This window comes from Pseudomonas sp. WSY_20 (genome assembly GCF_043104335.1).
GTDB lineage: Bacteria > Pseudomonadota > Gammaproteobacteria > Pseudomonadales > Pseudomonadaceae > Aquipseudomonas > Aquipseudomonas parafulva_B.
Genome location: NZ_JBICKP010000018.1, coordinates 172,120 through 198,096 on the forward strand (window position 1 = coordinate 172,120; position 25,977 = coordinate 198,096).

The following is a 25,977-nucleotide window of genomic DNA, read 5'->3' on the forward strand; positions in this document are numbered from 1 at the left end:
GGGCTTGCGCCAGGCCAGGGGCTGCCCCTCACCATAAGGAAAGATTGACCATGCTGTTCATGGACTCCATTTGCTCGGGCGTTTTCAGATGATACAAGCTGCCTCGATGGACCAACGTAGCTTTCGCAAGCTGTTGAGCCGCAACATCGGCCTGCCCCTGGGGCTCGGCCTGCTCGGTGCCGTGGCATTCGTCGCCGTTATCAACTACCTGCTGTCTGCCATGCAGTGGGTGGAACATACCGATCAGGTGATTGGCAATGCCAACGAGACGCTCAAGCTCTCGATCGACATGGAAACGGGCATGCGCGGGTTTCTGATCACGGGCGATGAACGCTTCCTGGACCCGTACGAGGTGGCCAAGCCCAGGATCTTCAACAGCCTGCAAAGCCTGCGGAGCATGGTCGAGGACAATCCCCAGCAGGTCGAACGCATCGACCGGCTGATCGCGCTGCAGGGGGCGTGGAACGACTTCGGCAGCCAGATGATCGAGCTGCGCCGCGTCGAAGGGGGATACCGCGAGCTGATCGGTAATGGCCGTGGCAAACGCCTGACCGACGAAATCCGCAAGGAGTTCGAGGACCTGATCGGGGCCGAGCAACAGCTGCGCATGACCCGCAACGAGACGGTCAGCAGTGTCACCGTCGCTGGCATCATCACGTTCGTTGTGTTGCTGGTCGGGCTCAGCGCATTACTCGCTTATCTCGGGCGCCGTGACCTGCTGGCCCTGTCCGACAGCTACACCAAGAACTTGCAGGCCCAGCAGCGCGCTGCGGAGCGCCTGGAGCATCAGGCCTGGCTGCGCAACGGCCAGACCCAACTGGCCCAGCAGGTGCTGGGTCAATTGTCCCTGCCCATGCTGGGTGACAAGATCCTGCGGTTTTTCGCTGCCTACCTGGGCAGTGTGGTGGGCGCCGTGTATGTGCGGGATGAACATGGCCGCCTGGTACGGGTGGCCAGTTATGGGCTCGAAGCCCAGGAGCAGGCCCGCGAACAGGTGCTGGGTGATCACCACGGCTTGCTGGCGCAAGCGGTACGTGAAGAACGGCTGATCCGCCTCGATGCCTTGCCGGAGGACTATTACCGCTTGGCGTCGGGCCTGGGCAAGGGTTTACCCCGCAGCGGCCTGATTGTGCCGGCTACCGAGGACGGCCAGGTCAACGGCGTCATCGAGCTGGGGCTGCTGCGCCCTTTGCAGGAGCGCGACGCGGAGATGCTCGAGCGCGTGGCGGGCAACCTGGGTATGTCGATCGAAAGCGCCCGCTACCGTCAACGCCTGCAGGAGGTGCTGGCCGAAACCCAGCAGCTCAACGAAGAGCTACAGGTCCAGCAGGAAGAGCTCAAGACCGCCAACGAGGAACTCGAAGAGCAGTCCCGGGTGCTCAAGGAGTCCCAGGCTTATCTGGAGACCCAACAGGCGGAGCTCGAGCAGACCAACGAACAACTCTCCGAACGCACCGATGCACTGGACCTCAAGAACGAAGAGCTCAGCCGCGCCCAGACCGAGCTTCAGGCTCGCGCCGATGAGCTGCAGCGTTCGAGCAAGTACAAGTCCGAATTCCTTGCCAACATGTCCCACGAGCTGCGCACGCCGCTCAACAGCTCGCTGATCCTGGCCAAGCTGCTGGCCGAGAACGGCGAGGGCAACCTGAGCCAGGAGCAGGTCAAATTCGCCGAGTCCATCTACTCGGCAGGCAATGACCTGCTCAACCTCATTAACGACATCCTGGACATCGCCAAGGTCGAGGCCGGCAAGCTTGAGGTGCGCCCCGAAACGACCCACGTCGATCGTCTGGTCGAGGGCTTGCGCGACATGTTCACGCCACTGGCTTCCCAGAAGGGGCTGGGCTTCGAGGTCACAGCTGAGGACCACGTGCCTGCGACCCTGTTCACCGATCGCCAGCGCCTTGAACAGATCCTCAAGAACCTGTTGTCCAATGCCATCAAGTTCACCGAGCGTGGCCAGGTCAGCCTGAATATCGGTTACCAGCCCGAGGCCGGTATCGTCTTCGCGGTGCACGACACCGGGATTGGTATCGCGCCTGATCAGCAGCAAGCCATCTTCGGTGCATTTCACCAAGTCGATGGCACCAGTAACCGCCGCTATGGAGGCACCGGGCTGGGCCTGTCCATCTCGCGCGACCTGGCCCGCCTGTTGGGCGGGCAGATCACCGTACAGAGCACGCCGGGCCAAGGCAGCGTATTCAGCCTGGTACTGCCAGAGCGCCATGATGTCGACGAACAGCCCGTCGCGCCGCTTACCCTGCGCCCTGCGGTGACTGCGATGCCATTGGTCATCCAGGCGCCAGCAGCGGCGGCCAAGCCCCCGATCCTGGCCTTCACCGATGATCGCGAGCGGGCGCCGTTTACCAATCGCTGCATTCTGGTCATTGAGGACGAGCCTAATTTTGCCCGTATTCTCTTCGATCTGGCCCATGAACTGGGCTACAGCTGCCTGGTGGCCTATGGTGCGGACGAAGGTTTCGAGCTGGCCGCTCGGTTCCTGCCCGATGCCGTGCTCCTGGACATGCGACTGCCGGACCATTCCGGCCTCACTGTACTGCAGCGGCTGAAGGAGCGGACCGAGACGCGCCACATCCCGGTGCATATCATTTCGGTCGAGGATCGGGTGGAGGCGGCCATGCACATGGGCGCGGTCGGTTACGCGGTCAAACCCACCAGTCGCGAGGAGCTCAAGGAAGTCTTCGGGCGCCTGGAAGCCAAGCTGACCCAGAAGCTAAAGCGCATCCTGCTGGTCGAAGACGATGACCTGCAGCGAGAGAGCATTGCCCGGTTGATTGGCGACGAGGACGTCGAGATCACCGCCGTGGGCCTGGCCCAGGAGGCCTTGGCACTGCTGCGCGAGCACGTCTACGACTGCATGATCATCGACCTCAAGTTACCTGACATGCTCGGTAACGAGTTGCTCAAGCGCATGACGGCCGAAGACATCCGCGCCTTCCCGCCTGTGATCGTCTATACAGGCCGTAATCTGACGCGCGAAGAGGAAGCCGACCTGCTCAAGTATTCGCGCTCGATCATCATCAAGGGCGCACGCTCGCCCGAGCGTCTGCTCGATGAGGTCACCCTGTTCCTGCACAAGGTGGAGTCGCAGCTGTCTCATGAACGTCAGCGCATGCTCAAGACCGCGCGAAGCCGCGACAAGGTATTCGAAGGGCGCAAGATCCTGCTGGTAGACGACGATGTGCGCAACATCTTCGCCCTGACCAGCGCCCTGGAGCACAAGGGGGCCATCGTCGAAATCGGCCGCAATGGCCGCGAAGCCATCGAACGCCTCGAACAGCATGAAGATATCGACCTGGTGCTGATGGACGTGATGATGCCGGAAATGGACGGTTTCGAAGCGACCCGGCTGATCCGCCAGCAGCCTCGCTGGCGCAAGCTGCCGATCATCGCCGTGACCGCCAAGGCGATGAAGGATGACCAGCACCGCTGCCTGCAGGCCGGCGCCAATGATTACCTGGCAAAGCCCATCGACCTGGACCGCCTGTTCTCGCTGATACGTGTATGGTTGCCGCAACTGGAGCGAATTTGATTAGCGAACGCAATACCGACATCGAGATCCGCTTGCTCATTGAGGCCATCTACCTCAAGTACAGCTACGATTTTCGCAATTACTCCGGCGCTTCGATCAAGCGTCGGATCTTGCATGCCCTGCGCCAGTTCGACTGCCAAACCGTGTCTGCGCTTCAGGAGCGGGTACTGCATGACCCTGGCATGTTCATGCAGCTGTTGCAGTACCTGACGATTCCCGTCAGCGAGATGTTCCGCGACCCTGGCCACTTCCTTGCCCTGCGCAATGAAGTGGTCCCGCTGTTGCGCACATGGCCATCGATCAAGATTTGGATTGCCGGCTGCAGTACAGGCGAAGAGGTGTATTCGATGGCCATCTTGCTGCGCGAGGAAGGTCTGCTGGAGCGCACCATCATCTATGCCACCGACATCAACCCGCACTCGCTGGAAAAAGCGAAGCAAGGCATCTATTCCATGCCGAGCATGCGCGAGTACGAAGAGAACTACAGGTTGGCCGGTGGGCGCCGTGACTTTTCGGAGTACTACACCGCTGCCTACGGCAATGCCATCATGGACAGCACCTTGCGTGAGCAGGTGACCTTCGCCGACCACAGCCTGGCCACCGACAGCGTGTTCTCGGAAACTCAGCTCGTCTCGTGCCGCAACGTGCTCATCTATTTCGACAAGGTCTTGCAGGACCGGGCCCTGGGCCTGTTCCACGAGTCTCTCTGCCACCGGGGTTTCCTGGTACTGGGCAGCAAGGAGTCGGTCGATTTCTCGGCCTATAGCCAGCGCTTCGAGCCCTGGGTCAAACCTGAACGGATCTACCGCAAGTCATGAAGGGCATACAGGCTGTGGTGATCGGTGCTTCGGCGGGCGGTGTGACTGCTCTGTTCAAGGTGCTCGGCGGGTTGCCAGGGGCGTGCAGGGTTCCGGTGGTGTGCCTGTTGCATCTGCCCGAGGACCGGCATAGCCATCTGGCTGAAGTGCTGCAACGTCGCCTGGGCCGGCCGGTGCTCGAAGCCCGCGACAAGCAGTCTTTGCAAGACGGCGGCATTTTTGTGGCAGGCCCTGGTTATCACCTTTCGGTGGAGTGCGACTTCACCCTGTCTTTGAGCCAGGAACCGCCGCAGCATTTTTCCAGGCCTTCGATCGATTACATGTTCATGTCGGCAGCCGATGCCTATGGCAAGGCGCTGCTCGGCATATTGCTCACTGGCGCAAACGAAGATGGCGCCCAAGGGCTTGCCTACATCAAGAACAGCGGCGGCCGGACCATCGTCCAGGACCCCCGCGATGCACAGGTCGCGCTGATGCCGGAGGCCGCCTTGGCCCTGCACCGGCCCGACCATATTCTTCCTTTGAGTGGTATCGAGCAGTTGCTTGGTACTCTGGAATCCAGCGCATGTTAAGCCAGACCATCGCCAAACTGCTGATCGTCGACGATCTGCCAGAAAACCTCCTGGCCCTCGATGCCCTCATCCAGGGTGACCATCGCGAGGTGCACCAAGCCCAGTCCGCCGAAGCGGCGCTGTCCCTGCTGCTTGAGCACGAATTCGCCTTGGCCATCCTGGACGTGCAGATGCCTGGCATGAACGGGTTCGAGCTGGCCGAGCTGATGCGCGGCACCGAGAAAACCCGCAACATCCCCATCGTGTTCGTGACCGCGGCCGGGCGCGAGATGAACTATGCCTTCAAGGGCTACGAAAGCGGTGCCGTGGATTTCCTCTACAAGCCGCTCGATACCATGGCGGTCAAAAGCAAAGTCTCGGTTTTCGTCGATCTCTACCGTCAGCGCAAAGTGCTCGACCAGCAACTGCAAGCGCTCGAACGCAGCCGGCAGGAGCAGGAAGCCTTGCTGGACAAGCTGCAAAGCGCACGCTGCGAGCTGGAGCACGCCGTGCGGATGCGTGATGATTTCATGTCCATCGTCTCCCATGAGGTGAGGACGCCGCTAAACGGTTTGATCCTGGAAACGCAGCTGCGCAAGCTGAACCTGGCCAGGGGCAATCTGGAGGCCTTCAGTGAGGAAAAGCTCAAGGCCATGGTCGAGCGCGACGAGCGTCAGATCAACAGCCTGATACGGCTGATCGAAGACATGCTCGACGTGTCACGCATCCGCACCGGTAAACTGTCACTGCGCCCGAAGCTGTTTGACCTCAGTCAGCTGGTACGGGGGTTGGTGGAGAACTTCACGGCGCAAGCGATCGCGCTGGATACCCGAATCGACCTGCATTGTGACGGGCGCCTGGCTGGCGAATGGGACGAGTTCCGCATCGAGCAAGTGCTGGCCAACCTTTTGTCCAACGCCCTGCGCTACGGGGAGCGCAAACCTGTGCACGTGCGGGTGTTCGAGCTCGACGGCATGGCATGCGTGCAGGTGCAAGACAACGGCATTGGCATTGGTGCGGCCAACCAGCAGCGCATCTTCCAGCAGTTCGAGCGGGTGTCGAACCATCAGGCTACTGGTGGCCTGGGGCTTGGGCTTTATATCTCCGAGCAGATCGTCCAGGCCCATCGCGGGCGCATTCTGGTCGAAAGCGAAGAGGGCCAAGGTGCCACGTTCACCCTGCAACTGCCGCTTGGCGTGTGCGAACAACAAAACGATCAGGCGCGAGCAACCTCTGCCTGAGCCCGGGGTCTGATGGCAAACTGCAAGAATTTTCAAGGTTTCGATATGAGTGAAGATGCACAAGATGTGGTACTGGTCGTCGAGGACGAGCCGGCCATTCGCATGATTTTGCGGGACTACCTGGCTGGGGAGGGCTACCACGTACTGGTCGCCGAAGATGGCGAGCAAGCGTTTGCCATCCTGGCCAGCAAGCCGCACCTGGACCTGATGGTGACCGACTTTCGCCTGCCCGGTGGCATTTCGGGGGTGGAAATCGCTGAGCCCGCTGTCAAGTTGCGGCCGGACCTCAAGGTGATCTTCATCAGCGGCTATCCAGCGGAGATCCTGGAGTCTGGCAGCCCGATCACCCGCAAGGCGCCCATCCTGGCCAAGCCGTTCGACCTCGATACGTTGCACGACAAGATCCAGACCCTGCTGCGCTGACAGCGTTAGGTTGCAGCAAAGCGGCTGGCCACTGGTCTAGCGATCAGTGGCCTGGTTCCAGTTCCAAAGCAGGATTGCGCGTCATTGGGCGAACCGCTTGGCCCCGGCAACACACAGCACCGCACCCACCGTCACCGACACCATGGCCCAGCTCACCTGCTCGTGCAATAACACCGCCGCCAACCCCAACCCGATGAAGGGCTGGACCAACTGCAATTGGCCTACTGCCGCGATCCCGCCTTGGACGAGCCCGCGATACCAGAACACGAATCCAATGAACATGCTGAACAACGCTACATAACCGAAGCTGAACCAGGCAGAGGCGCCGACTTGCGTCAGGTTTGCCAAGGTAGGCATGGTGATGATCGCCAACACCAGCATCGCTGGCAGGGCAAGCAGCAACGACCAGCTGATCACTTGCCAGCCGCCGAGTGTGCGGGACAGTCGTGCACCTTCTGCGTACCCCAATCCGCACACCAGCACTGCCGCGACCATCAATCCGTCACCCAGTAGCGAACCCTGGCCTACGGAAGTTGATGCATACCCCGCCACCAACCCGGCACCTGCCAACGAAAATGCCCAAAACAACGGCCTGGGACGCTCGCCGCCACGCAGCACGGCAAAGCCAGCGGTGCACAGCGGCAGCAGCCCCACAAACACAATGGAGTGGGCCGAGCTGACGTGCTGCAAGGCCAATGCAGTCAGTAGCGGGAACCCGACCACGACGCCGAGTGCCGTCACGCCCAGGGATGACCAATCGCCTCGCCCAGGCCGGGGCTGACGCAGCAAAATCAGACAACAAGCACCCACTAACGCGGCAATGGTTGCCCTCGCGCAGGTCAAGAACGTCGGTTCGAACGCCGTCACGGCAACGCGTGTTGCGGGCAAGGAGCCTGCGAAAATCACCACGCCGATGAAACCGTTGATCCAGCCGCTTGCTGTTCTCTGCATCTCGCACTCCTTGTCATCAATGAAGCCAGTACAGCACCAACGTGCGCTTTGATGCCATGTACAATCCAGTACAGTTTGGCGGAACTGTTAGGTATCGATGGGCAGTACAGGTGAGAGGATTTCAGTGAAAGAGCACAGCACACGCATTCGAAAAGTCATGACTGAAGTCCATGCGCGCATCGCGGCCCGTACCTATTTGCCCGGTGCACGAATACCTTCAGTACGGGCAATGGCGCAAAGCATGCAGGTTTCGGTGTCGACTGTGGTCGAGGCCTACGAACGACTGGTGGCCGAAGGCGTAGTCCATGCGCGCCGTGGCGCCGGGTTTTATGTGGCAGGGGTCGCGGCGCCCTTGGTGCTGACCGAGGTGGGGCCCAAGCTCGAGCATGAAGTCGACCCGCTGTGGATCTCTCGCCAGGCGCTCGAACCTGCTGGCGCCACGTTGAAACCTGGGTGCGGCTGGCTTCCTGCGCAATGGATGTTCGAGGCCGGGGTGCGCAAGGCGCTCAGGGCTACTGCGCGCTCGCAAGCCGAGCAGGTGGTCGAGTATGCATCGCCGCAGGGCCATCCGCCGCTGCGTCATTTTCTGTCGCGGCGACTGGCAGGCTTTGGCATCGACGTGCCGGCAGAGCAGATCATGCTCACCGAGTCCGGCACGCACGCCATCGACCTGATCTGCCGTTTTCTGCTCCAACCCGGTGACACCGTACTGCTCGACGATCCCTGTTATTTCAACTTCCATGCCTTGCTCAGGGCCCATAGCGTCAACGTCGTCGGTGTACGTCAGACCCCTACTGGCCCTGACATCGAGGCATTTGGTGCTGCCCTGGCGGCGCATTCGCCACGGCTCTACATCACCAATTCCGGTATTCACAACCCAACAGGTGCCTCCCTGTCACCGGGCACTGCACACCGGCTGCTCAAGCTCGCTGAGGCCGCGAGCTTGTTGATCGTCGAGGACGACGTCTTCGCCGATTTCGAGCATACGCCAGCGCCCAGGCTCGCGGCCTTCGATGGCCTGGCGCGGGTCATCCAGATTGGCAGTTTTTCCAAGACCGTCTCCGCTTCGGTCAGGTGTGGGTACATCGCCACGCGTCACGACTGGATTCAGAGCCTGGTCGATCTGAAGATCGCCACCACGTTCGGTGGCGGTCGCCTGGCAGCGGACATCATTCACCATGCGATCACCGGCAGCGGCTACCGCAGGCATATGGAGAACGTGAGGATGCGCCTTGCCATCGAACGGGACAGGACGGCTGAAAAGCTCAAAGCGCTCGGCATCATCCCCTGGTTGATGCCACAGGCAGGGCTGTACTTGTGGTGCCGTCTGCCGCAGGGCAAGGACGCCGCCGCGTTGGCCAAGGTGTGTTTGAACGATGGTGTGGTGCTGGCGCCTGGGAACGCTTTCAGCCAGTCCCGGACGGCGGGGGACTATGTGCGTTTCAACGTCGCGCAGTCAGCCGACGGGAAAATCTACGAGGTACTGGCTCGGGCTCTGGATGCCTGAACCCGGCGCCTGGGCTTGCCGGCAGCGGGCCGCAATGCGGCCCTGCCAAGCATGACGCCCGAGCTTTTCTGAACCCTCCTCAAGCGGGCAGTGCCCAACGTATCTCCAGGCTCACGCAGGCTAGCCATCATGGATCACCCAGAAATCATTCACCACGGCGCCCGCGAGGGCGTGACCGGCTCCTGCCATCAAGTCTGGATGGACCAGACGGCCAGCTTGCTGATCGACTGCGGCGCCTTCCAAGGCGAGGACGAGGGGCGAGGCGGGGAGGGCTTGACCCTCGACTTCACCATCGACGGCGTCAAGGCCCTGATCGTGACCCATGTGCATCTGGATCACGTCGGGCGAATCCCACATTTGCTGGCTGCGGGTTTTGATGGGCCGATCCTGTGTAGCGAACCGTCAGCCCAACTGTTGCCCATCGTACTCGAAGACGCGTTCCGTCTAGGTATCAGCGACGATCCGGAGCAACTGGAACGCTATCTCAAGGTGGTGGAGCAGCGCACCATCGCCTTGCCTTACGGCAACTGGTTCACGCTCCACGAAACTGAGGGTGCCCACTGCAAAGTCAGGCTGCAACCGGCCGGCCATGTGCTGGGTTCGGCGTATGTGGAACTCGAAATGACAGGGCCGGACGCCACCGCCCAGCGCGTGGTCTTCAGTGGTGACCTGGGGGCGCCGCATTCCCCGCTCTTGCCAGACCTGACCCCTCCCGAGCGCGCTGACCTGCTGATTCTGGAAAGCACCTACGGCGACCGCCGCCACGCCGACCGGGAGCACCGGCGTGAACGCTTGCAGGCCGTCATCGAGCGCGCCTTGCAAAATCAGGGCACGGTGCTTATCCCGTCTTTCTGTATTGGCCGCACCCAGGACTTGCTCTACGAGCTGGAGGAAATCCTCCACGAGCATGAACTGGCGGGGCAGGACCAGACCAACAGTGGCCCCGAGGTGGATTGGCCACATCTACCCATCATCCTCGATTCACCATTGGCCAGCCGTTTCACGCAGGTCTACAAAGGTCTGCAAGGGTATTGGGACGAATCAGCCCAGGACCGCATCAAGGAGGGACGCAAGCCCCTGTCCTTCAAGCAACTGATCACCATCGACAGCCATGAGGAGCACCAGCGCATCGTTCAGCACCTGGCCGAGACGGCCCGGCCAGCCATCGTCATCGCGGGCAATGGCATGTGCTCGGGTGGGCGTATCGTCAACTACCTCAAGGCGATGCTGGGTGATGCCCGGCACGATGTGGTCTTCGTCGGTTACCAGGCCCATGGCACACCTGGCCGGGACATCCTGACCCACGGCCCGAAAGGCGGCTACGTCATGCTGGACGGCGAGCGCATAGACATCCGTGCCGCAATAGAGCGCGTGGAGGGCTATTCAGCCCACGCCGATCAGGCAGATCTGGTCGGTTTCGTCACACGCATGCAGGCCTGGCCGTCGCATATCCGCCTGATACACGGAGAGCCTGAGGCCAAGCAGTGCCTGGCTGGCGTTTTGCGAGCGCGTTATCGCGAGAGCGGTCACGAGGGAAGTGTGCACATCCCCTGATGGTTGGCGACCAGGAAGTCCACGAACACCCGCACGCGTGCGGGCATGTTCGGTCCACCGGCAAAGACGGCGTGAATCGGTTCACGGTCGCCTGGGTTGAAGGCCTCGAGCAGTGACACCAGGCGCCCGCTGGCCAGGTCATCGGCGACGGTGAAGGTGCCTATCCGGGCGATGCCTGCGCCCAGCCTGGCCAACTGGGCCAGAGCCTCGCCGCTGCTGCATTCGATGTTGCCGCTTACTTTCAATGCGAACCCGCGCCCGTCACGTACGAACGGCCAGTCCGAGGTGGCGCGCCTGAAGTTGAACCGCAAGCAGTTGTGCCTGGCCAGGTCTTCGGGCAGCAAAGGGGTGCCCCGCCGGCTCAGATAGTCCGGCGAGGCCACGATCACTTGGCCCGTTTCATCGATTTGCCGAGCATTCAGCGAACTGTCTGGCAGCGCTCCGAAGCGCACGGCCACATCGGCCTGCCCGCCGAGTACGTCGGCAACTTCGTCACTGAGGGTGAGATCAACCAGTACCTGCGGGTACTGCACGCTGAACGCCGCCACCAAGGGGACGATGCGCAGCCGGCCATGCCCAAGTGCAGCGCTGACGCGAACCCGACCGCGCGGCACGCCCTGGTCGGTAATGGCCTGCTCCACTTCCTGAAGGTCGGTCAGTACACGTCGTGCCCCTCGCAGGTATGCCTCGCCTTCTGGCGTGAGGGTAAGCGCGCGAGTGGTGCGCAGCATCAGCCGTGTACCCAGACGCTGCTCGGTACGCGCCAATATGCGGCTGATAGCAGAGGGGGTCAGGCCCAGTGCACGGGCGGCGGCGGACAGGCTGCCTGCTTGCGCCACTTTGGTGAACACTTCCATCTCGCCTGATCGTCCTGTCAGATCCATTTGTGCCTCGTACGCAAAGGTGGTTCGCACAATCGCTATCTAGTGCCTTGGTGAAACAGATCGTAGCATTTGCGGCACAGATAAGGAGTTTAGCCATGCGTATCAACCCACCCCTTGTAGCGCTCGCCATGGGCGCATTCGGTATCGGGGTTACCGAGTTCGCCCCCATGGGTATGCTGCCCAGCATCGCCACTGACCTGGGCGTTTCCATTCCGGCCGCGGGTCTGTTGGTCAGCGCCTATGCACTGGGTGTACTGATCGGCGCCCCGCTCATGACCCTGGCAACCGTACGCGTACCGCGCCGATACCTGCTGATCGGCCTGATGGCCATCTTCACCTTGGGCAACCTGATGTCGGCCCTGGCCAGTGACTACGCCAGCCTGTTGGTCGCACGGGTGGTGACCTCGCTCAACCACGGCGCCTTCTTCGGTATAGGTGCCATCGTCGCGGCCAGCGTGGTGCCCGCTGAGAAACGTGCCGGCGCCGTGGCTGCAATGTTCATGGGCCTGACGCTGGCCACCATCGGCGGTGTCCCCCTGGCGACCTGGTTTGGCGAGTTGCTCGGCTGGCGCACGGCGTTCTGGGGCATAGCCGGGCTCGGCCTGGTGGCGATGACTACGCTGTGGTATGCCTTGCCAAATGTGCCATCGCCCAAAGGCGACGGTGCACTGGCCGAGATACGTGTGCTGACCCGTGGGCCCGTGTTGGCTGCCTTGCTCCTGACCGTGGTGGGTTCCAGCGCGATGTTCACGGTGTTTACCTACATCGCGCCCATCCTGCAAAACGAAGCCAGCGCCTCTACTGCATTCGTCACGTCCATGCTGGTGCTGTTTGGTGTTGGCCTGACCCTGGGTAACGTGTGGGGCGGTAAGGCGGCGGACCGTTCCGTAGATCGAACCCTGATCGTCTCGCTCGCCGTGCTGATCGCAGTGCTGCTGGTGTTTCCACTGGTGCTGGGCTCGTCCCTGCTGACCGCTGGCGCAATCCTGGTTTGGGGCGCAGCCAGCTTCGCCCTCGTGCCGCCCCTGCAGATGCGCGTGATGGAGGCCGCCAAGGACGCACCGAACCTGGCATCGGCTGTGAACATCGGAGCTTTCAACCTGGGCAACGCCATTGGCGCTGCCTTAGGGGGCGCCGTGATCAACGGCGGCCTCGGTTACTCGGCCATCGCGTTGGCCGGCGCTGGCACTGCGGCGCTGGGCTTGATAATGGTGCTGACGTTCGCCTGGCGGGGTCGCCACCAGGTTACCCAGGTCGCGGTCTGAGGCATGGGCCTGCGCCAAGGCCTCTGCTAGCGGTCAGGGCGTGCCGTTACGCCCATGTTCATGATAGGCCGGGCGCTCGCTCAGGCGCTCGTAATAATCGCGTAAGGCAGGCAGGTGAGGGTGTTCGAGCGGTGTTTCGAACCAGCGGTTGACCGACAGGCCAATGGGAATGTCGGCCAGTGTGAAGTCGCGCCCTGCCACGTAGGCGTCAGTGCGGGCCAGTTGGCGCTCGAGAATGAGCATGTTGCGCCCCCACTCGGCGCAGCCGTTAGCCAGGGCATGCGGGTCCTGATGGGCAGGTGAATGCCGAACCAGCGACAGGAACGCATAGCGCCAGGAGGCGTTCAGGTCCGAAGCCTGCCAGTCGATCCACTGGTCGATCCTGGCCCGGGTGCGGGCCTCCACTGGGTAGAACGCTGCTGCGCCATAGCAGTTGGCCAAGTAGCGAATGATGCTGTTGGACTCCCACAAGGTGAAGTCGCCGTCCTGGATGACGGGGATCAGGGCGTTTGGGTTGAGCGCAAGAAACGCTTCGCTGTCGGTTGCCTGAAAGCCCGATCCCCAGTCCTCACGCACGAACGGGACCTGAAACTCCGCGCACGCCCACAGCACCTTGCGAACGTTGATCGATGAGGCTTTGCCCAGTATGCGCAGCATGTTGACATCCTTGTAGGCGGAGTTTCGATCCTCGGTGACCGAGGGCAAACGGTCAAGAGGCAGCGATCATGTAGGCCCTTTCTGAAAATGCGCGCATGCACTTGCTGGTCGTTGTGCTCACGGAAGCACCTGCCTAGTCTCGGGTCTCCAGACAGGGAGCAAACAGCATGGACAACAAACCCACCCTACCAACCCAAGGCCCCACCGTGGTCAACGCAGCCCGACGTTTCGCAAGCGCCGGTTCCGACCTGGTCCAGATGAAGCCAGCGTTGCCCTTGCGTACTGCCTTGATGGAAGCATCCACCATCATGGGTTGCATCACCGAGCTTACCCGCAAGGCCATCGACAAGCCCGCAGACCGCAAGAACGCGATGCTTGCCACCTGTTATCTGGCCGCCATGGCCAAGGCCCTTATCGACGGGCAATTGCAGGCGTTGCGCAATGTTCGTGAGGACGATGTCGAACGATAGCGGTCAGGCGCTTGCCTGGGGGCTGCGAACTTGGCACCCTTGGCGGCGCGTATCGCCTGTAACTCGACAAAAGGAAGAGTGCATTGAGCTGGGACAAGGTGGGGAAACTCCTCGTAGCCGTTCTGATCGGGCTGGCGGCCCTGTTGTTCGTCTACAAGGCAGTGGTGGGCAGCCCGCGCCTGGAAGCGTCGCTGACCTATGCCTACCTGACCTATCCAGGGCAGTTCAGCGAGCGCATCAGCAAAGCCAGCGAGCAGCTCAAGTACGAGCAGTTGAGTGCACGCATAAACACGATCGGCCAAGGGCAACTGAGCCGTGATCAGGTCGACCGGCTGGTGGAGATAGCCCAGGCGCCTTATGCCCAGCTGTTTGCAAAACCTTTCGAGGCCGGCCTGGTCGACCACCGGACTGGCTTGCTCATCGAGTTGCAGAACACCGGCAATGCACCCGTGGACCAGGTGAGGATTCGCTTGCCGTCCAAAGGCCTGGTGCAAATCCGCGATTCGGCCGGCAATGACACCTTGCTTGAAGCTGCCACTGCTCAGCTTGAGATCCCGACGATAGAGGCCGGTGGCGCCAGCAAGGTCTGGGTGTATTTCGATGCTGATTATTCGCAGATACGCCAGAGTGGGGTCGGTATCAGCTACGCCGAAGGCACGGCGGACATTCAGGTGTATCAGTCGGTCACCGGCTTCCCGGCCTGGGTTGCCCGCTACAGCACAGAGCTGATGGGGCTGTTGGCTGTTCTGGGGGTGAGCGTGCTGGCGCTGGGTTACGCCTGCCTGTCCCGCCGGCGGCCGTCCTAGGCGTTACTCAAGCGCCAGTGTCGTGCAGTGCCAGGCTCTGACGCAGGTGTTCCAGCAAGGCCAGGCGCACCGATTGCGGTCCCTGAACGCGGATCGCCCCGGCCTGGGACAGCAGCCAGCACATCAGCGCTCGATCATCCGCTACCGTCGTCACCAAGATGGCACCGCCGTTGGGCAGGACTGTGAGGCGCATGCCCGTACCCAGCGGATGCGTCTCCAGATGATGATAGAGCGACTCGTCGACCCAGGCGTGCAATTCCACGTGGACAGGGGCCTCACCTGGCGTGGTCGTTGCCCAGTCGCGCAACTTGCTTCCGGGCTGCCAGTGCCAGCTATAGGGCATGCACGCGCTGTTGCGCTGCAACGGGAACAGCCCTGCCAGTTCGACCAGGTCACGCTCGACCGTTCGCTTAGTCGTGGCATGACCTGCGCTGGACAGCGCTGCCTGTAATTGCGTGCAACTCATGCCGGGATGGCGGCCCGGCAGTAGCTTGAGGAGTTCCCATTGGCGGGCGATGGTGTGACGAGATGATCGACTGGGCAAAGGCTCTTCCTTGAGGGCTTACAATGAACGCCTAACTGGTGGCTTTAAGCTACCGGAGGATACCGTCTAGAAGAGTTTGGACCAAGTCGTTCATGCCAGTGATGTGAGCGACGAGTGCAAACAGCGCCTTTGTAACTGCAAACCCATCGCCCCTGAGTCAACCACACAGAGGCGCTGGGTCAACGCTCTAACATTATTTGTCCAGGCAACGGATCAGCGCGCGCCCATTCAGTTGAGCGCGTGCGCCATACCCTGGTCTTCGCCAAGGAAGCCACCGCTCTGATGCTGCCACAGGCGCGCATAGGTGCCGTTCTTCTCCAGCAACTGGGCATGCGTACCCTGCTCGATGATGCGCCCTTCATCCATCACGATCAGACGGTCCATGGCGGCGATCGTGGACAGGCGATGGGCGATCGCAATCACGGTCTTGCCTTCCATCATCTCGTCCAGGCTTTCCTGGATGGCGACCTCCACCTCGGAATCCAGTGCACTGGTCGCCTCGTCGAGCAGCAGGATGGGGGCGTTCTTGAGCATCACCCGGGCGATGGCGATGCGCTGACGTTGCCCACCGGACAGCTTGATGCCGCGCTCGCCGACCATGGTGTCGTAGCCGGTGCGGCCCTGTTGGTCGCTGAGCTGGCTGATGAACCCGTGAGCTTGCGCATCACGGGAGGCCGCCTGGATTTGCGCCTCGGTGGCATCTGGCCGACCATAGGCGATGTTCTCGCCAATGGTGCGATGCAGCAGGGACGTATCCTGGGTCACCATGCCAATGGCGCTGCGCAGGCTGTCCTGAGTGACCTTCGCAATATCCTGACCATCGATGCGGATCTGGCCACTGTCCACGTCGTAAAAGCGCAGCAGCAGGTTGATCAACGTCGACTTGCCAGCACCGGAGCGGCCGACCAGGCCCACTTTTTCACCCGGTTTGATGTCCAGGCTGAGGTCGGTCAGTACCTGGCGTTCACCGTTGTAGTTGAAACTGACCTTGTCGAATGTCACCGCGCCACCACGGGTCACCAGCGCAGTGGCGTCCGGGGCGTCCTGCACTTTCGGGCCGCGCGTCAGGGTGGCCATGCCGTCCTGGAGTGTGCCGATGTTTTCGAACAATGAGGTCATCTGCCACATGATCCAGTGCGACATGCCATTGATGCGCAGGGCCATGGCGGTGATGGCCGCCACAGCGCCGGTGCCCACCTGGCCCTGGTGCCATAGCCACAGCGCATAACCGCCTGCACCGAGAATCAGCCCTACCACCAACGCCTGGTTGACGATCTCGAACTGGCTCACCAGACGCATCTGCCGGAAACCGGTCTGCTTGAAGTCCTCCATGGCCGCCCGGGCAAAATGGGCTTCGCGCTTGGAGTGCGAGAACAACTTGACCGTGGTGATGTTGGTATAGGCGTCGGAAATACGCCCAGTCATCGACGAGCGCGCATGGGCCTGCTCTTCACCCACTGCGCCCAGGCGTGGAACGAAATAGACCATTGCCAGCCCGAACAGCACCAGCCAGGCAATGAACGGCAGCATCAGTTTCAAGGCAAAGCCGCCGGCCAGGGCGATGATGGCGATGAAATAAACGCCAATGCCAGGCAGGATCTCAATGACCGTGAACAGTACCTCGCGCACGGCCAATGCAGTCTGCATCACCTTGGTGGTGACCCGCCCGGAAAACTCATCGGAGAAGAACGACAGGCTCTGGCGCAGCATCAGCCGGTGAAAATCCCAGCGCAGGCGCAGCGGCAGGTTGATGGCCAGTATCTGGTGCTGGACCATGGTGCGTAGCGCCACCAAGCCTATGCTGATCACCAGGACGATGCCAATTCCCCACAATACGTGACTTTCCTGGGCGGCAGCGGTGTCGCCGGCCTGCCAGGCCGACAGCAGGTCCACCACCTGGCCAAGGAAGCTGAACAACCAGGCTTCGTACAGGGACACGCCGGCACTGAGCAGGGCCAGCGCCAGAATGTAGCCGCGCGCCCCACGGGTGCACGCCCACAGAAACGGCACGAGGCCAACGGGAGGCGGCGGTACCTCATCGGGAGGGAATGGGTCGAGCCTACGCTCAAAGATATGAAGCATGCAGTGTCTCCGGGAAAAACGAATGGCGTGGCAGTCCTGGTACTGCACCAGCAGTGCCCGCCTTTACATAGACACAACGAGTGTCCATCTGATCAAAAATCTCAGCGTCATTGGCCTGCGTGAGGCACCACGTGCTCAAGGCCTGTTGCATCGGCCAGTCAATCAGCCTCTGTCGCCATGCCCTGTGCAGGCAGAAGAGGCACGAGCGTGTCCGCATGCCAATTCATGCCCTAGGCGCTGGCCTCATTGAATTCATGGCGGGAAAGTGTGCGTATCTGCATGCTGACGGTCCGTGTGGGCAAGCGGTGAGGTCATAGTACCAGCGCTTGTTTCTGGCAATTGCAAAGGAATGTATCCATGCCCGCCTGAGCGTGCAGCGAGGGAGTTGCCGGTCAGTCCTGCTCGGCCGAACGGACACTTTGGCCTGAACGCTCATCGACTTCCTGCATGGATGGGGCTAGCCTCGTGCCAATCTGCCCAGCCTGGATCGAACAACGTCCTATGCCTGCCCTTTTTTCCGACTTGCCGTCCCTTGGCGCCCTGCGGGTATTCGAGGTCGTGGCACGGCACCTCAATTTTCGCCTGGCTGCTGCAGAGCTGGGGGTTACCCAGGCTGCCGTGGCTCAGCAGATTCGGGGGTTGGAGCGCGCCTTGGAGGTACGCTTGTTCGAACGCCTGCCCCGAGGCCTGGCATTGACCGACGCTGGCCGGGGGTATAGCGAAACCGTGCGCACTGCGATGGGCATGCTCAATGAGGCGACGCGCCGGCTGCGACCTGCGCCTTCCCATATCACTGTCAGCGTGACTCCTACCTTCGCAGCCAAGTGGCTGATACCCAGGCTCGGCGGACTGGCCGAGCGCCACCCGACATTGGATGTGCGAATACTGGCCACCGATCGGCTGTCGCATTTTCATACCGACGGCGTCGACCTTGCCGTGCGCTACGGGCGCCCGCCTTTTGGGCCAGGGCTTGAGCAGACACTGTTGATGGCCTCGGACATCATCGCGGTGGCGAGCCCCACCCTGGTAGCGGCGCTTGGCCCGCCTGAAGACTTCGCAAGCCTGGAGCGCTATGTGGCCCTGAGTGATGCCCATGATTGGTGGCCGTCTTACCGTGCGCAGGTCTATCCCGGTCACCCCGCCGTCTGTGCAAGGTCTGTCCAGTTCAACCAGACGTCGCTTGCCATCGACGCGGCCATTGGCGGGCAGGGCATTGCGCTGGCGGAACGCGCCTTCGTTGCGCAGGACATCGACGCCGGGCGCCTGGTCCAGGTCGCCGAATCGCACCTGCGCCCAGACAAGGCGTTCTACCTGGTATGGCCCCGCAAAGGGCGAGAGACGCAGCTACTGCAGTGGGTCATCGACTGGCTCAGGTCTGATGCCGGTGATAGCAAAACTACTGGCTAACGCATTGGCAGCTGTCTCCCTCGCTTTTCTGCCATTTGGTAGCCTGAGCCCTGTACCTACTCGATGACCCATCACAGGAGGCAGCATGACAATCGAAAAGGTTGCAATCATCACCGCAGGCGGCAGCGGCATGGGCGCGGCGGCAGCCAGGCGTCTGGCCGCCGATGGCTACAAGGTCGCGATTCTTTCCTCCTCTGGCAAGGGCGAGGCCTTGGCCAGGACGCTGGGCGGGCTGGGCGTGACGGGTAGCAATCAGTGCACGGAGGACCTTGAGCGCTTGGTCGATGAGGTCATGCAGCGGTGGGGCCGCATCGACGTGCTGGTCAACAGCGCGGGCCACGGACCTCGGGGGCCGGTGCTGGAGCTGAGCGACGCCGACTGGCATGCCGGCATGGACACCTACCTGCTCAACGTCATCCGGCCCACACGCCTGGTCACGCCAGTGATGCAGCGCCAGGGCGGCGGGGTCATCGTGAATATCTCCAGTGCCTGGGCCTTCGAACCCAGCGATTTGTTTCCCACATCCGCCGTGATGCGTGCCGGACTGGCTGCGTTCAGCAAACTCTTCGCGGACACTTACGCACGTGACAATGTGCGCATGAACAACGTGCTGCCGGGTTGGATCGACAGCTTGCCGGCCACCGAGCAGCGTCGCGACAGCGTGCCGCTCAAGCGCTATGGCAGTAGCGACGAAATCGCCGCCACGGTCGCGTTTCTGGCCAGTGATGGCGCCGCCTACATCACCGGGCAGAATATCCGGGTCGACGGGGGCCTGACCCGAAGCGTCTGAGTTGAACGATGCGCTCAAGCCAGGCTCACAACCCCAAAGGGTTTCTCAGGAGCAGTGTGATGAGTATCGAACGCAGTATCCCTGAACTTGCGGCCTGGTACGCTCAGTACGACGACATCAGCTACCGCCGTGAGTCGCCCGATGCCTACCACCACGAACTGGTGCGTACCGCCGAAGCGTTGCGTGACGATGGCATCATCGATTGGGACGATTGGCTGGCGCTCAAGGCCTTGGCCGACCAGGCGCATGTGCATGCCCTCGAAGATGCCGTGCACGCCCATGTGATCGACCCTGACACATGAAAGCGCTGAGGATCGCCACGTTCAACATCAACGGCATTCGCAGCCGACTGCCAGCACTGCTGGCCTGGCTCGAACGTGAAAAGCCCGATGTGGTCTGCCTTCAGGAGCTCAAGGCACCCGACCAACAGTTCCCGGGTGGGGCCCTGGAGGCCGCTGGCTACGGTTGCCTGCACCTGGGTCAGCCTGCCTGGAACGGGGTGGCGATCCTGGCGCGCGACAGCGAGCCGCTCGAGGTACGGCGAGGCTTGCCGGGCATGGAGGACGACACCCAGAGCCGCTACTTGGAGGCAGCGGTACAGGGTGTGTTGGTCGGGTGTTTGTACCTGCCCAATGGCAACCCGCAACCAGGGCCGAAGTTCGACTACAAGCTGCGTTGGTTCGAGTGCCTGATCGAGCATGCCCGGCAGTTGCAGGGCAGTGGTCACCCCACCGTCCTGGCTGGGGACTTCAATGTCGTGCCCACGGACCTTGATATCTACGACCCCAAGTCCTGGCGCAAGGATGCTCTGCTGCAACCCGAATCGCGCGATTGCTTCGAGCGCTTGCTGGCCAACGGCTGGATCGACGCCATCCGGCACCTGCATCCGCAACAACAGGTATTTACGTTCTGGGACTACTTCCGCAACCACTGGGCACGTAATGCGGGCCTGCGCATAGACCACTTGCTGCTCAACCGGGATTTGGCGCCATACCTCAAGCGTGCGGGCGTCGATGCCTGGGTGCGCAATGAACCCAAGGCCAGTGACCATGCTCCGACCTGGATCGAGCTGGGGAGTCGGCGTAGCCGCAAGTCAGCTTGAGCCAGTTAGTCAGGATGGGTGCTGTCCCTATCTCTGGGCTATGAGGTTTCGAGTGGGAGCGGCCCTTGTGCCGCGACGGGGCGCGAAGCGGCCCCAGGATTTCAGCTTTGCCGCTGACGTTGCCGGGGCCGCTTCGCGGCCCGTCGCGGCACAAGGGCCGCTCCGACGAGGAGATTGCTAGCTTGGGGACGTAATCACGTCATCTACGTATTCGACTTCATGATCGACGTAAACACGCATGAGCCTACTTGATGCTTTCTCTTAGCATGACTAATACTAAGGAACGGCCGATGAGGGATGATCATGCAGATGCGCTTCGTTGTGGTTCCAGCTGTACCGCAAACCAAAGAATGGCTGCCACGGCGACTCGGCTTTCCATCTTCGTTGGGGGAGGGCTACGACCTGTACGACACTCAGGACAAGGTCAGGCTGAGTCTAAACCTGCCGACTCGCGCGCAAGCTGAATACGAGTGCAGCTGTCGTAACGGCTGCGAAGTGGCCGATGACCTGACCAGAAGCGGCTGAGGGCACGCCCGGGCCGATCAAGCCAGGTAGTCGTCGAAGAACTCCAGCGTGGCCAGGTTCTTGTCCTTGCATTCGAACATGATGTCGAACCTGTCCAGAAACTGCAGCGCGTAGCGGTTCGTCCAGCGGTTCCACATGCGAGCGCTGTGGGCATACAGGTCGCGTTTGTTCACCTGTTCCAGCAACTCATCGATCACCAGCTTGCGATCAGGGTCGAAACCCAGCGCCTGCAGATGTTCCGGGGGCTGAGAATAGTGCATGGTCGGGCGTACCCCTCGCCAGCTCTCGATCACCCGCTCCACTCGCCCATCGTTCGGGTCGATGTAGTCACCCTCATGGATCCAGCAGTGGTGGATATCCAGCACCACCGGCGCCAGGTCCGCCAGCGCCAGACAGTCGTCGAGCCCATAGGTCTTCTCGTCGTTCTCGAAGGTGATCACGTTGCGGGCCACATCGGACAGGCGCGGCCATACGGTGCGAATACCCGCACCGCCCAGCCGGCCGGCAATGTGCACATTGCATTTGAAGTCCTGGAAGACCTGTCCGTAGCCCATCATGCGGATCATGTCGGCATGGTATTCGAACTCGGCCAAGCTGTTGTCCACCACATCGGGGCGGTCTGAGCCCAGCACGCAATACTGCCCAGGGTGAAACGACAGGCGTATCTCCCGGGCGCGTGCGAAAGCGCCGATGGCGGCGAAACGTTCGGTCATCAGCGCTTGGAAATCCGCCTCGCGGTACACGTGGGCCACGCTAGGGTGGCTGTACAGCGGTAGCAGGTCGCTGCTCAGGCGCAGCATGCGCAGCGCCTGGGGCAGCTGGGCCACGTAGTCGAGCAAGCGCAGCTGGGCCTGGAGATTGTGTTCAACCAGTTCCAGCAACTTGTTCCGGGCCGCCTCGCGGGAGGCGCCCGAGACCCAGCGCAGCGTCGTGCTGCGCGGGTTGAACGTCCGCTCGATGGTCTCCAGCTCCTTGACCGACAAGCTGCGGTGGGGGTGCCGGTACATGCAGGCGAAACCCAGGCGTGGCATGCAAATACTCCAGAGGGCTGGGCCCGTTTACAGCAGTTTGTCCAAGGTGATCGGGAACTCGCGTACCCGCTTGCCCGTGGCATGGTAAATGGCATTGGCCACGGCCGCGGCTACCCCCACCACGCCAATCTCGCCTACCCCTTTGGAACCCAGTTCGTTGACGACATCATCATGCTCTTCGACGAAGATCACCTCGATATCGCCAATGTCGGCGTTCACCGGTATGTGGTACTCGGCCAGATTGTGGTTGAGGATGCGGCCCAGTGCATGGTCGGTCTGGGTTTCTTCGTGTAGCGCCATGCCGATGCCCCACACCACACCTCCCAGGATCTGGCTACGCGCTGTCTTGGGGTTGACGACCCTGCCTGCCGCCACCGCACTGACTACGCGGTTGACGCGTACGGTGCCCAGGTCTTCGTCCACCGATACCTCGACGAACACCGCCGAATGGGTGGCGGTGGAGTAGGGCTTGCGCTTGTCGTCAGGGCCTGCCTCGACCTGCACCTCGAAGCAGGCTTGCTGGGCACTGGGCAGCAGGTCGGCAAGGGCGAAGCAATGCTCACCGGCGCTCACCTGGCCACCTGCAATCACGAACGCGGAATCGTCCAGGCTGGCCAGGCTCGGGAGCTGTTGCCTGGCCTGCTCGACAACCTGCTTGCGCAGCTCCAGGCAAGCTTTGCGTACGGCAGAGCCGACGGAAGACACGGTGAATGACCCGCCTTGCAAAGGCGCCTTGGGCAAGGAGGAATCGCCCAGCAGGAACGTCACATCGGCCATGTCGAGGCCCGCGGCGTCGGCAGCGATCTGCGTCATGACGGTATAGGTGCCAGTGCCAATGTCGGTGGTGGCACTGCTGACGGTCAGGTGCCCGTCGCAGCCCAGGCGCGCCTTGGCGCTGGCTTGCATTTGCATGGCTTCCCATACACCACCGGCCATGCCCCAGCCTATGCGCTGGTTGCCGTCACGCATCGAGCCGGGCGTAGCCTGACGCTTGTGCCAACCGAAACGCTCGGCCCCTTGCGCGTAACAGGCCAGCAGTTCCTTGCTCGAGTAAGGCTTGCCCTCGTTGCCGTTGTGGCTGGCAAAGTTACGTCGCCGCAACTCGACCGGGTCCAGCCCGGCTGCGCAGGCCAACTCGTCCATGGCACATTCCAGCGCCAGCACGCCCGAACCTGCACCCGGCGCGCGCATGTCCAACGGGGTGTAGACGTCCAATGGCGCCAGGCGGTAACTCAACGCAACGTTGTCGCACTGGTACAGCATGCCGCTCCACTCGACGACGTGTTCGGCAAAGTCTTCAAAACGTGACGTCTGGCCAATGGCATCGTGACCAATGGCAGACAGGCGGCCTTGCGCATCGGCCGCCAGGCGCAGGCGCTGCTGTGTGCGTGGGCGGTAGCCAAAGGTAAACATCTGCTGACGGGTCAAGGTCACGCGAACCGAGCGCATCAGGTGCAGGGCAGCCATGACCGCCAGGGGCAGCTGATACTGCGGACGCAGGCCCGAACCGAAGGCGCCACCGACGAAGGCTGCCTTGACGCGCACTTTATCCTTGGGCAGGCCAAAGACGTTGTGCACGTATTCCTGGCAATTTTGCGTACCTTGGGTTTTGTCATGAATGACCAGGCTACCATCGAGTTGGTAGCACACGGTGGAGGCGTGGGGCTCCATCGGGTTGTGGTGCTCGTTGGCCGTCCAGTAGGTGGCGTCCACGCGGGTAGGGGCACTGGCGTACTGGCCTGGGAAATCTCCACGGGGCTCAGGTGTTTCAGCCGGCGCATCGTGCGCTTGACCCAGCACCTTCTCAAGGTCGGACTCATGGCTTTCCTGGCTGTAGTGGATCTCGACCAGCGAACCTGCATGACGGGCGATTTCCAGCGTCTGTGCTACGACCAGTGCAACGGGCTGGCCGCTGTAGAACACGCGGTCGTTGAACAACGGTCTGAAGGGCGAGCCCTCGGCTGCATCATCGTCGCTGTAGTCATCGTCGTAGCTGGAAATACGCGGACGGTTGATGTGGTCCAGCACCGCCACCACGCCTGGTACCTGCAGCGCTTTCTCGCTGTTGACCTTGACCACCCGGCCACGGGCGATGGTGCTGGAAACGACGCTGCCGTGCAGCAGGCCTTCTTCCGGGTAATCGGCGGCATAGCGCGCCTGCCCAGTGACCTTGGCCGCGCCGTCGACGCGGTCCGCTGGGGTTCCTACTACTTTGCTCATTGTGCGTCCCCCTCGAGGCTGCCGCCGGCGGCGGCCTCATTCAATGCCCGAATGATGGCTTGTTGAGCCAGCTGCACCTTGAAGCCGTTCTGGCTCAGGGGCTGTGCCTCTTGCAGCAGGGCAGTGGCCGCTTGGGTGAACAGCTCGGTGCTGGGCGCCTGGCCGTGCAGCGTGGCTTCCACAGCTTCGTTGCGCCATGGCTTGTGGGCCACACCACCCAGGGCGATGCGGGCCTCTTGAATTACCCCCTTTTCGATGCGCAGGGCAGCGGCAACCGAGACCAGCGCGAAGGCGTAGGAGGCTCGATCACGCACCTTCACATAGCGGAAATGTTCGGCAAAGCCTTGGTCGGGCAGCTCGATGGCGGTAATCAGTTCATCAGGCGCCAGGTGGTTGTCCTGCTGCGGCGTATCGCCGGGCAGACGATGGAACTCGGCGAACGGAATCTGGCGTTTGGCAGCAGGCCCTTGCACATGCACCACGGCCTTCAGGGCAGCCAGTGCCACGCACATGTCCGAAGGATGAGTCGCCACGCACGCCTCGCTGGCGCCGAGAATCGCATGAATGCGATTCAAGCCGCTGCGTGCTGGGCAACCGCTGCCGGGTTCACGTTTGTTGCAAGGCGTACCGGTGTCATAGAAGTAGTAGCAGCGCGTACGTTGCAACAGGTTGCCGCCGGTGCTTGCCATGTTGCGCAGCTGCGGCGATGCACCGGCCAGGATCGCTTGCGACAGCAATGGGTAGCGCTGGCGGATGAGCGGGTCCCACGCCAGGTCCGCGTTGCTGACCAATGCGCCGATCACCACACCGCCCGCGTCGCTGGGTTCAATGCGGTTGAGTTCCAGCCCTGTGATGTCAATCAGTCGCTCGGGCCGCTCGACATTTTCCTTCATCAAGTCGACCAGGTTGGTCCCGCCTGCAATGAAGCGCGAGGACCCATCGGTCAGGCGCAGCGCCTCTTCCACCGAGGCCGGCTTGTGGTAGCTGAAAGGGGTCATGTGCGCGCCCTCTTGATCAGCGGCAGGGCCTGCTCGACGGCGGCTACGATGTTGCTGTAGGCGCCGCAGCGGCACAGGTTGCCGCTCATCTGCTCGCGGATGTCGGCACGGGTATGGGCGTGTCCTTCATTGGCCAGGCCCACGGCCGAGCAGATCTGGCCAGGTGTGCAGTAACCGCACTGGAAGGCATCCTGGCTGATGAATGCCTGCTGCATGGGGTGCAGTTGGTCACCCTCGGCCAAGCCTTCGATGGTGACGAGGTCGGCACCTTCGCACATCACCGCCAGGGTCAGGCAAGCGTTCACCCGGCGGCCATCGCGCAGCACGGTACAGGCCCCGCATTGGCCATGGTCGCAACCTTTCTTGGTGCCCACCAGGTCCAGCTGCTCACGCAGCAAGTCGAGCAGGGTGGTCCAGGGTTGTACCGTCAGGGCCTGGGGTTGGCCATTGAGGGTGAAGTTCAGGGTCTGCTGTGCAGTGCCCTGTTCAGGGAGTGCAGTCATGGTAGGTCCTCACGGTTCGATTGCGCACAGTGGGCTGTGTCTATGGAGTGCGACTGGTCAAGCGCCCGGAACGTTCATCCCAAGCGCCAGGCCCT

Annotated in this window: 24 protein-coding genes; 15 read left to right on the forward strand and 9 right to left on the reverse strand. The window is 62.0% G+C overall.

Going from position 1 to position 25,977, the window contains the following annotated elements:
• Positions 1–88: 88 nt before the first annotated feature.
• From ACF8E5_RS05170 to ACF8E5_RS05190, 5 genes are read left to right on the forward strand one after another with little or no spacing between them, the layout of a single operon-like run.
• A complete protein-coding gene (locus tag ACF8E5_RS05170; RefSeq protein ID WP_196186612.1) occupies positions 89–3,553 on the forward strand; it encodes a response regulator in 3,465 nt (1,154 codons plus the stop codon).
• Entirely contained in the window at positions 3,550–4,371 is an 822-nt protein-coding gene (locus ACF8E5_RS05175) for a protein-glutamate O-methyltransferase CheR (protein ID WP_058603911.1), read from the forward strand. The genes ACF8E5_RS05170 and ACF8E5_RS05175 overlap by 4 nt, the downstream gene beginning before the upstream one ends.
• A complete protein-coding gene (locus tag ACF8E5_RS05180; RefSeq protein ID WP_196186611.1) occupies positions 4,368–4,943 on the forward strand; it encodes a chemotaxis protein CheB in 576 nt (191 codons plus the stop codon). Before ACF8E5_RS05175 ends, ACF8E5_RS05180 begins: the two co-directional genes overlap by 4 nt.
• A complete protein-coding gene (locus ACF8E5_RS05185) occupies positions 4,937–6,163 on the forward strand; it encodes a hybrid sensor histidine kinase/response regulator (RefSeq protein ID WP_196186610.1) in 1,227 nt (408 codons plus the stop codon). The genes ACF8E5_RS05180 and ACF8E5_RS05185 overlap by 7 nt, the downstream gene beginning before the upstream one ends.
• 45 nt (positions 6,164–6,208) lie before the next feature.
• Complete coding sequence (locus ACF8E5_RS05190) at positions 6,209–6,586, forward strand: response regulator (RefSeq protein ID WP_027914716.1); 378 nt, start codon at positions 6,209–6,211, stop codon at positions 6,584–6,586.
• An 81-nt stretch (positions 6,587–6,667) separates the two neighbouring features.
• Here the strand turns inward: ACF8E5_RS05190 and ACF8E5_RS05195 are convergent, their stop codons facing one another.
• Positions 6,668–7,537, reverse strand: coding sequence for a DMT family transporter (locus ACF8E5_RS05195; RefSeq protein WP_392474979.1), 870 nt, complete (start codon positions 7,535–7,537; stop codon positions 6,668–6,670).
• A gap of 124 nt (positions 7,538–7,661) precedes the next feature.
• On the opposite strand from ACF8E5_RS05195, the gene ACF8E5_RS05200 reads away from it, so the two are divergent.
• Positions 7,662–9,044, forward strand: a complete 1,383-nt coding sequence (locus ACF8E5_RS05200; RefSeq protein WP_392474980.1) for a PLP-dependent aminotransferase family protein — start codon at positions 7,662–7,664, stop codon at positions 9,042–9,044.
• A gap of 129 nt (positions 9,045–9,173) precedes the next feature.
• Positions 9,174–10,598, forward strand: coding sequence for an MBL fold metallo-hydrolase RNA specificity domain-containing protein (locus ACF8E5_RS05205; RefSeq protein WP_392474981.1), 1,425 nt, complete (start codon positions 9,174–9,176; stop codon positions 10,596–10,598).
• Here ACF8E5_RS05205 and ACF8E5_RS05210 read toward each other — a convergent pair.
• Complete coding sequence (locus ACF8E5_RS05210) at positions 10,571–11,482, reverse strand: LysR family transcriptional regulator (RefSeq protein WP_197843942.1); 912 nt, start codon at positions 11,480–11,482, stop codon at positions 10,571–10,573. The two genes, ACF8E5_RS05205 and ACF8E5_RS05210, sit on opposite strands and share 28 nt — an antisense overlap.
• Positions 11,483–11,577: 95 nt before the next feature.
• Here ACF8E5_RS05210 and ACF8E5_RS05215 point away from each other — a divergent pair, with 95 nt between their 5' ends.
• Complete coding sequence (locus tag ACF8E5_RS05215) at positions 11,578–12,747, forward strand: MFS transporter (protein WP_392474982.1); 1,170 nt, start codon at positions 11,578–11,580, stop codon at positions 12,745–12,747.
• A 33-nt stretch (positions 12,748–12,780) separates the two neighbouring features.
• Here the strand turns inward: ACF8E5_RS05215 and ACF8E5_RS05220 are convergent, their stop codons facing one another.
• Positions 12,781–13,404 carry a glutathione S-transferase family protein gene (locus ACF8E5_RS05220; RefSeq protein WP_058637300.1) on the reverse strand — a complete coding sequence of 208 codons (624 nt, stop codon included), beginning with the start codon at positions 13,402–13,404 and terminating at the stop codon, positions 12,781–12,783.
• 167 nt (positions 13,405–13,571) lie between these two features.
• Here ACF8E5_RS05220 and ACF8E5_RS05225 point away from each other — a divergent pair, with 167 nt between their 5' ends.
• Both ACF8E5_RS05225 and ACF8E5_RS05230 read left to right on the forward strand, forming a co-directional pair.
• Positions 13,572–13,874: a DUF3077 domain-containing protein gene (locus ACF8E5_RS05225; protein WP_196186605.1), complete on the forward strand. Its 303-nt coding sequence runs from the start codon at positions 13,572–13,574 to the stop codon at positions 13,872–13,874.
• Between the two features lie 83 nt (positions 13,875–13,957).
• Positions 13,958–14,680 carry a hypothetical protein gene (locus ACF8E5_RS05230; RefSeq protein WP_392474983.1) on the forward strand — a complete coding sequence of 241 codons (723 nt, stop codon included), beginning with the start codon at positions 13,958–13,960 and terminating at the stop codon, positions 14,678–14,680.
• 7 nt (positions 14,681–14,687) lie between these two features.
• Here ACF8E5_RS05230 and ACF8E5_RS05235 read toward each other — a convergent pair whose 3' ends face one another.
• Both ACF8E5_RS05235 and ACF8E5_RS05240 read right to left on the reverse strand, forming a co-directional pair.
• Complete coding sequence (locus ACF8E5_RS05235) at positions 14,688–15,224, reverse strand: WYL domain-containing protein (protein WP_392474984.1); 537 nt, start codon at positions 15,222–15,224, stop codon at positions 14,688–14,690.
• Between the two features lie 228 nt (positions 15,225–15,452).
• Positions 15,453–17,306, reverse strand: coding sequence for an ABC transporter ATP-binding protein (locus tag ACF8E5_RS05240; RefSeq protein WP_326383910.1), 1,854 nt, complete (start codon positions 17,304–17,306; stop codon positions 15,453–15,455).
• Between the two features lie 501 nt (positions 17,307–17,807).
• On the opposite strand from ACF8E5_RS05240, the gene ACF8E5_RS05245 reads away from it, so the two are divergent.
• The 5 genes from ACF8E5_RS05245 to ACF8E5_RS05265 all read left to right on the forward strand — a co-directional run bounded on the left by ACF8E5_RS05245 (position 17,808) and on the right by ACF8E5_RS05265 (position 21,130).
• Positions 17,808–18,713 carry a LysR substrate-binding domain-containing protein gene (locus ACF8E5_RS05245; protein WP_392474985.1) on the forward strand — a complete coding sequence of 302 codons (906 nt, stop codon included), beginning with the start codon at positions 17,808–17,810 and terminating at the stop codon, positions 18,711–18,713.
• Between the two features lie 85 nt (positions 18,714–18,798).
• Positions 18,799–19,503: an SDR family oxidoreductase gene (locus ACF8E5_RS05250; protein ID WP_196186602.1), complete on the forward strand. Its 705-nt coding sequence runs from the start codon at positions 18,799–18,801 to the stop codon at positions 19,501–19,503.
• Positions 19,504–19,562: 59 nt separating this feature from the next.
• A complete protein-coding gene (locus ACF8E5_RS05255) occupies positions 19,563–19,805 on the forward strand; it encodes a hypothetical protein (RefSeq protein WP_058637293.1) in 243 nt (80 codons plus the stop codon).
• Positions 19,802–20,605, forward strand: a complete 804-nt coding sequence (gene xth / locus ACF8E5_RS05260; RefSeq protein WP_145255261.1) for an exodeoxyribonuclease III — start codon at positions 19,802–19,804, stop codon at positions 20,603–20,605. Before ACF8E5_RS05255 ends, xth begins: the two co-directional genes overlap by 4 nt.
• A gap of 297 nt (positions 20,606–20,902) precedes the next feature.
• Positions 20,903–21,130: a hypothetical protein gene (locus tag ACF8E5_RS05265; protein WP_182139522.1), complete on the forward strand. Its 228-nt coding sequence runs from the start codon at positions 20,903–20,905 to the stop codon at positions 21,128–21,130.
• 17 nt (positions 21,131–21,147) lie between these two features.
• On the opposite strand, the gene uvsE is transcribed toward ACF8E5_RS05265, so the two are convergent.
• The 4 genes from uvsE to ACF8E5_RS05285 are packed head-to-tail and all read right to left on the reverse strand — an operon-like array spanning position 21,148 to position 25,882.
• The gene (gene uvsE / locus ACF8E5_RS05270) at positions 21,148–22,161 is read right to left on the reverse strand and encodes a UV DNA damage repair endonuclease UvsE (RefSeq protein ID WP_058603928.1); all 1,014 of its coding nucleotides are present in this window, start codon (positions 22,159–22,161) and stop codon (positions 21,148–21,150) included.
• Positions 22,162–22,188: 27 nt separating this feature from the next.
• Positions 22,189–24,381, reverse strand: coding sequence for a xanthine dehydrogenase family protein molybdopterin-binding subunit (locus tag ACF8E5_RS05275; protein ID WP_392474986.1), 2,193 nt, complete (start codon positions 24,379–24,381; stop codon positions 22,189–22,191).
• The gene (locus tag ACF8E5_RS05280) at positions 24,378–25,379 is read right to left on the reverse strand and encodes an FAD binding domain-containing protein (RefSeq protein ID WP_392474987.1); all 1,002 of its coding nucleotides are present in this window, start codon (positions 25,377–25,379) and stop codon (positions 24,378–24,380) included. Before ACF8E5_RS05280 ends, ACF8E5_RS05275 begins: the two co-directional genes overlap by 4 nt.
• Positions 25,376–25,882: a (2Fe-2S)-binding protein gene (locus tag ACF8E5_RS05285; protein WP_058603931.1), complete on the reverse strand. Its 507-nt coding sequence runs from the start codon at positions 25,880–25,882 to the stop codon at positions 25,376–25,378. The genes ACF8E5_RS05280 and ACF8E5_RS05285 overlap by 4 nt, the downstream gene beginning before the upstream one ends.
• Positions 25,883–25,977 lie beyond the last annotated feature (95 nt).

Coding starts and splice junctions, on each gene's coding strand:
- ACF8E5_RS05225 (WP_196186605.1), top strand. CDS start 13,572: ATGGACAACAAACCCACCCTACCAACCCAAGGCCCCACCGTGGTCAAC.
- ACF8E5_RS05185 (WP_196186610.1), top strand. CDS start 4,937: ATGTTAAGCCAGACCATCGCCAAACTGCTGATCGTCGACGATCTGCCA.
- ACF8E5_RS05190 (WP_027914716.1), top strand. CDS start 6,209: ATGAGTGAAGATGCACAAGATGTGGTACTGGTCGTCGAGGACGAGCCG.
- ACF8E5_RS05210 (WP_197843942.1), bottom strand. CDS start 11,482: ATGGATCTGACAGGACGATCAGGCGAGATGGAAGTGTTCACCAAAGTG.
- ACF8E5_RS05220 (WP_058637300.1), bottom strand. CDS start 13,404: ATGCTGCGCATACTGGGCAAAGCCTCATCGATCAACGTTCGCAAGGTG.
- ACF8E5_RS05245 (WP_392474985.1), top strand. CDS start 17,808: ATGCCTGCCCTTTTTTCCGACTTGCCGTCCCTTGGCGCCCTGCGGGTA.
- ACF8E5_RS05275 (WP_392474986.1), bottom strand. CDS start 24,381: ATGAGCAAAGTAGTAGGAACCCCAGCGGACCGCGTCGACGGCGCGGCC.
- ACF8E5_RS05170 (WP_196186612.1), top strand. CDS start 89: ATGATACAAGCTGCCTCGATGGACCAACGTAGCTTTCGCAAGCTGTTG.
- ACF8E5_RS05240 (WP_326383910.1), bottom strand. CDS start 17,306: ATGCTTCATATCTTTGAGCGTAGGCTCGACCCATTCCCTCCCGATGAG.
- ACF8E5_RS05195 (WP_392474979.1), bottom strand. CDS start 7,537: ATGCAGAGAACAGCAAGCGGCTGGATCAACGGTTTCATCGGCGTGGTG.
- ACF8E5_RS05180 (WP_196186611.1), top strand. CDS start 4,368: ATGAAGGGCATACAGGCTGTGGTGATCGGTGCTTCGGCGGGCGGTGTG.
- xth (WP_145255261.1), top strand. CDS start 19,802: ATGAAAGCGCTGAGGATCGCCACGTTCAACATCAACGGCATTCGCAGC.
- ACF8E5_RS05280 (WP_392474987.1), bottom strand. CDS start 25,379: ATGACCCCTTTCAGCTACCACAAGCCGGCCTCGGTGGAAGAGGCGCTG.
- ACF8E5_RS05215 (WP_392474982.1), top strand. CDS start 11,578: ATGCGTATCAACCCACCCCTTGTAGCGCTCGCCATGGGCGCATTCGGT.
- ACF8E5_RS05265 (WP_182139522.1), top strand. CDS start 20,903: ATGATCATGCAGATGCGCTTCGTTGTGGTTCCAGCTGTACCGCAAACC.
- ACF8E5_RS05205 (WP_392474981.1), top strand. CDS start 9,174: ATGGATCACCCAGAAATCATTCACCACGGCGCCCGCGAGGGCGTGACC.
- uvsE (WP_058603928.1), bottom strand. CDS start 22,161: ATGCCACGCCTGGGTTTCGCCTGCATGTACCGGCACCCCCACCGCAGC.
- ACF8E5_RS05285 (WP_058603931.1), bottom strand. CDS start 25,882: ATGACTGCACTCCCTGAACAGGGCACTGCACAGCAGACCCTGAACTTC.
- ACF8E5_RS05255 (WP_058637293.1), top strand. CDS start 19,563: ATGAGTATCGAACGCAGTATCCCTGAACTTGCGGCCTGGTACGCTCAG.
- ACF8E5_RS05250 (WP_196186602.1), top strand. CDS start 18,799: ATGACAATCGAAAAGGTTGCAATCATCACCGCAGGCGGCAGCGGCATG.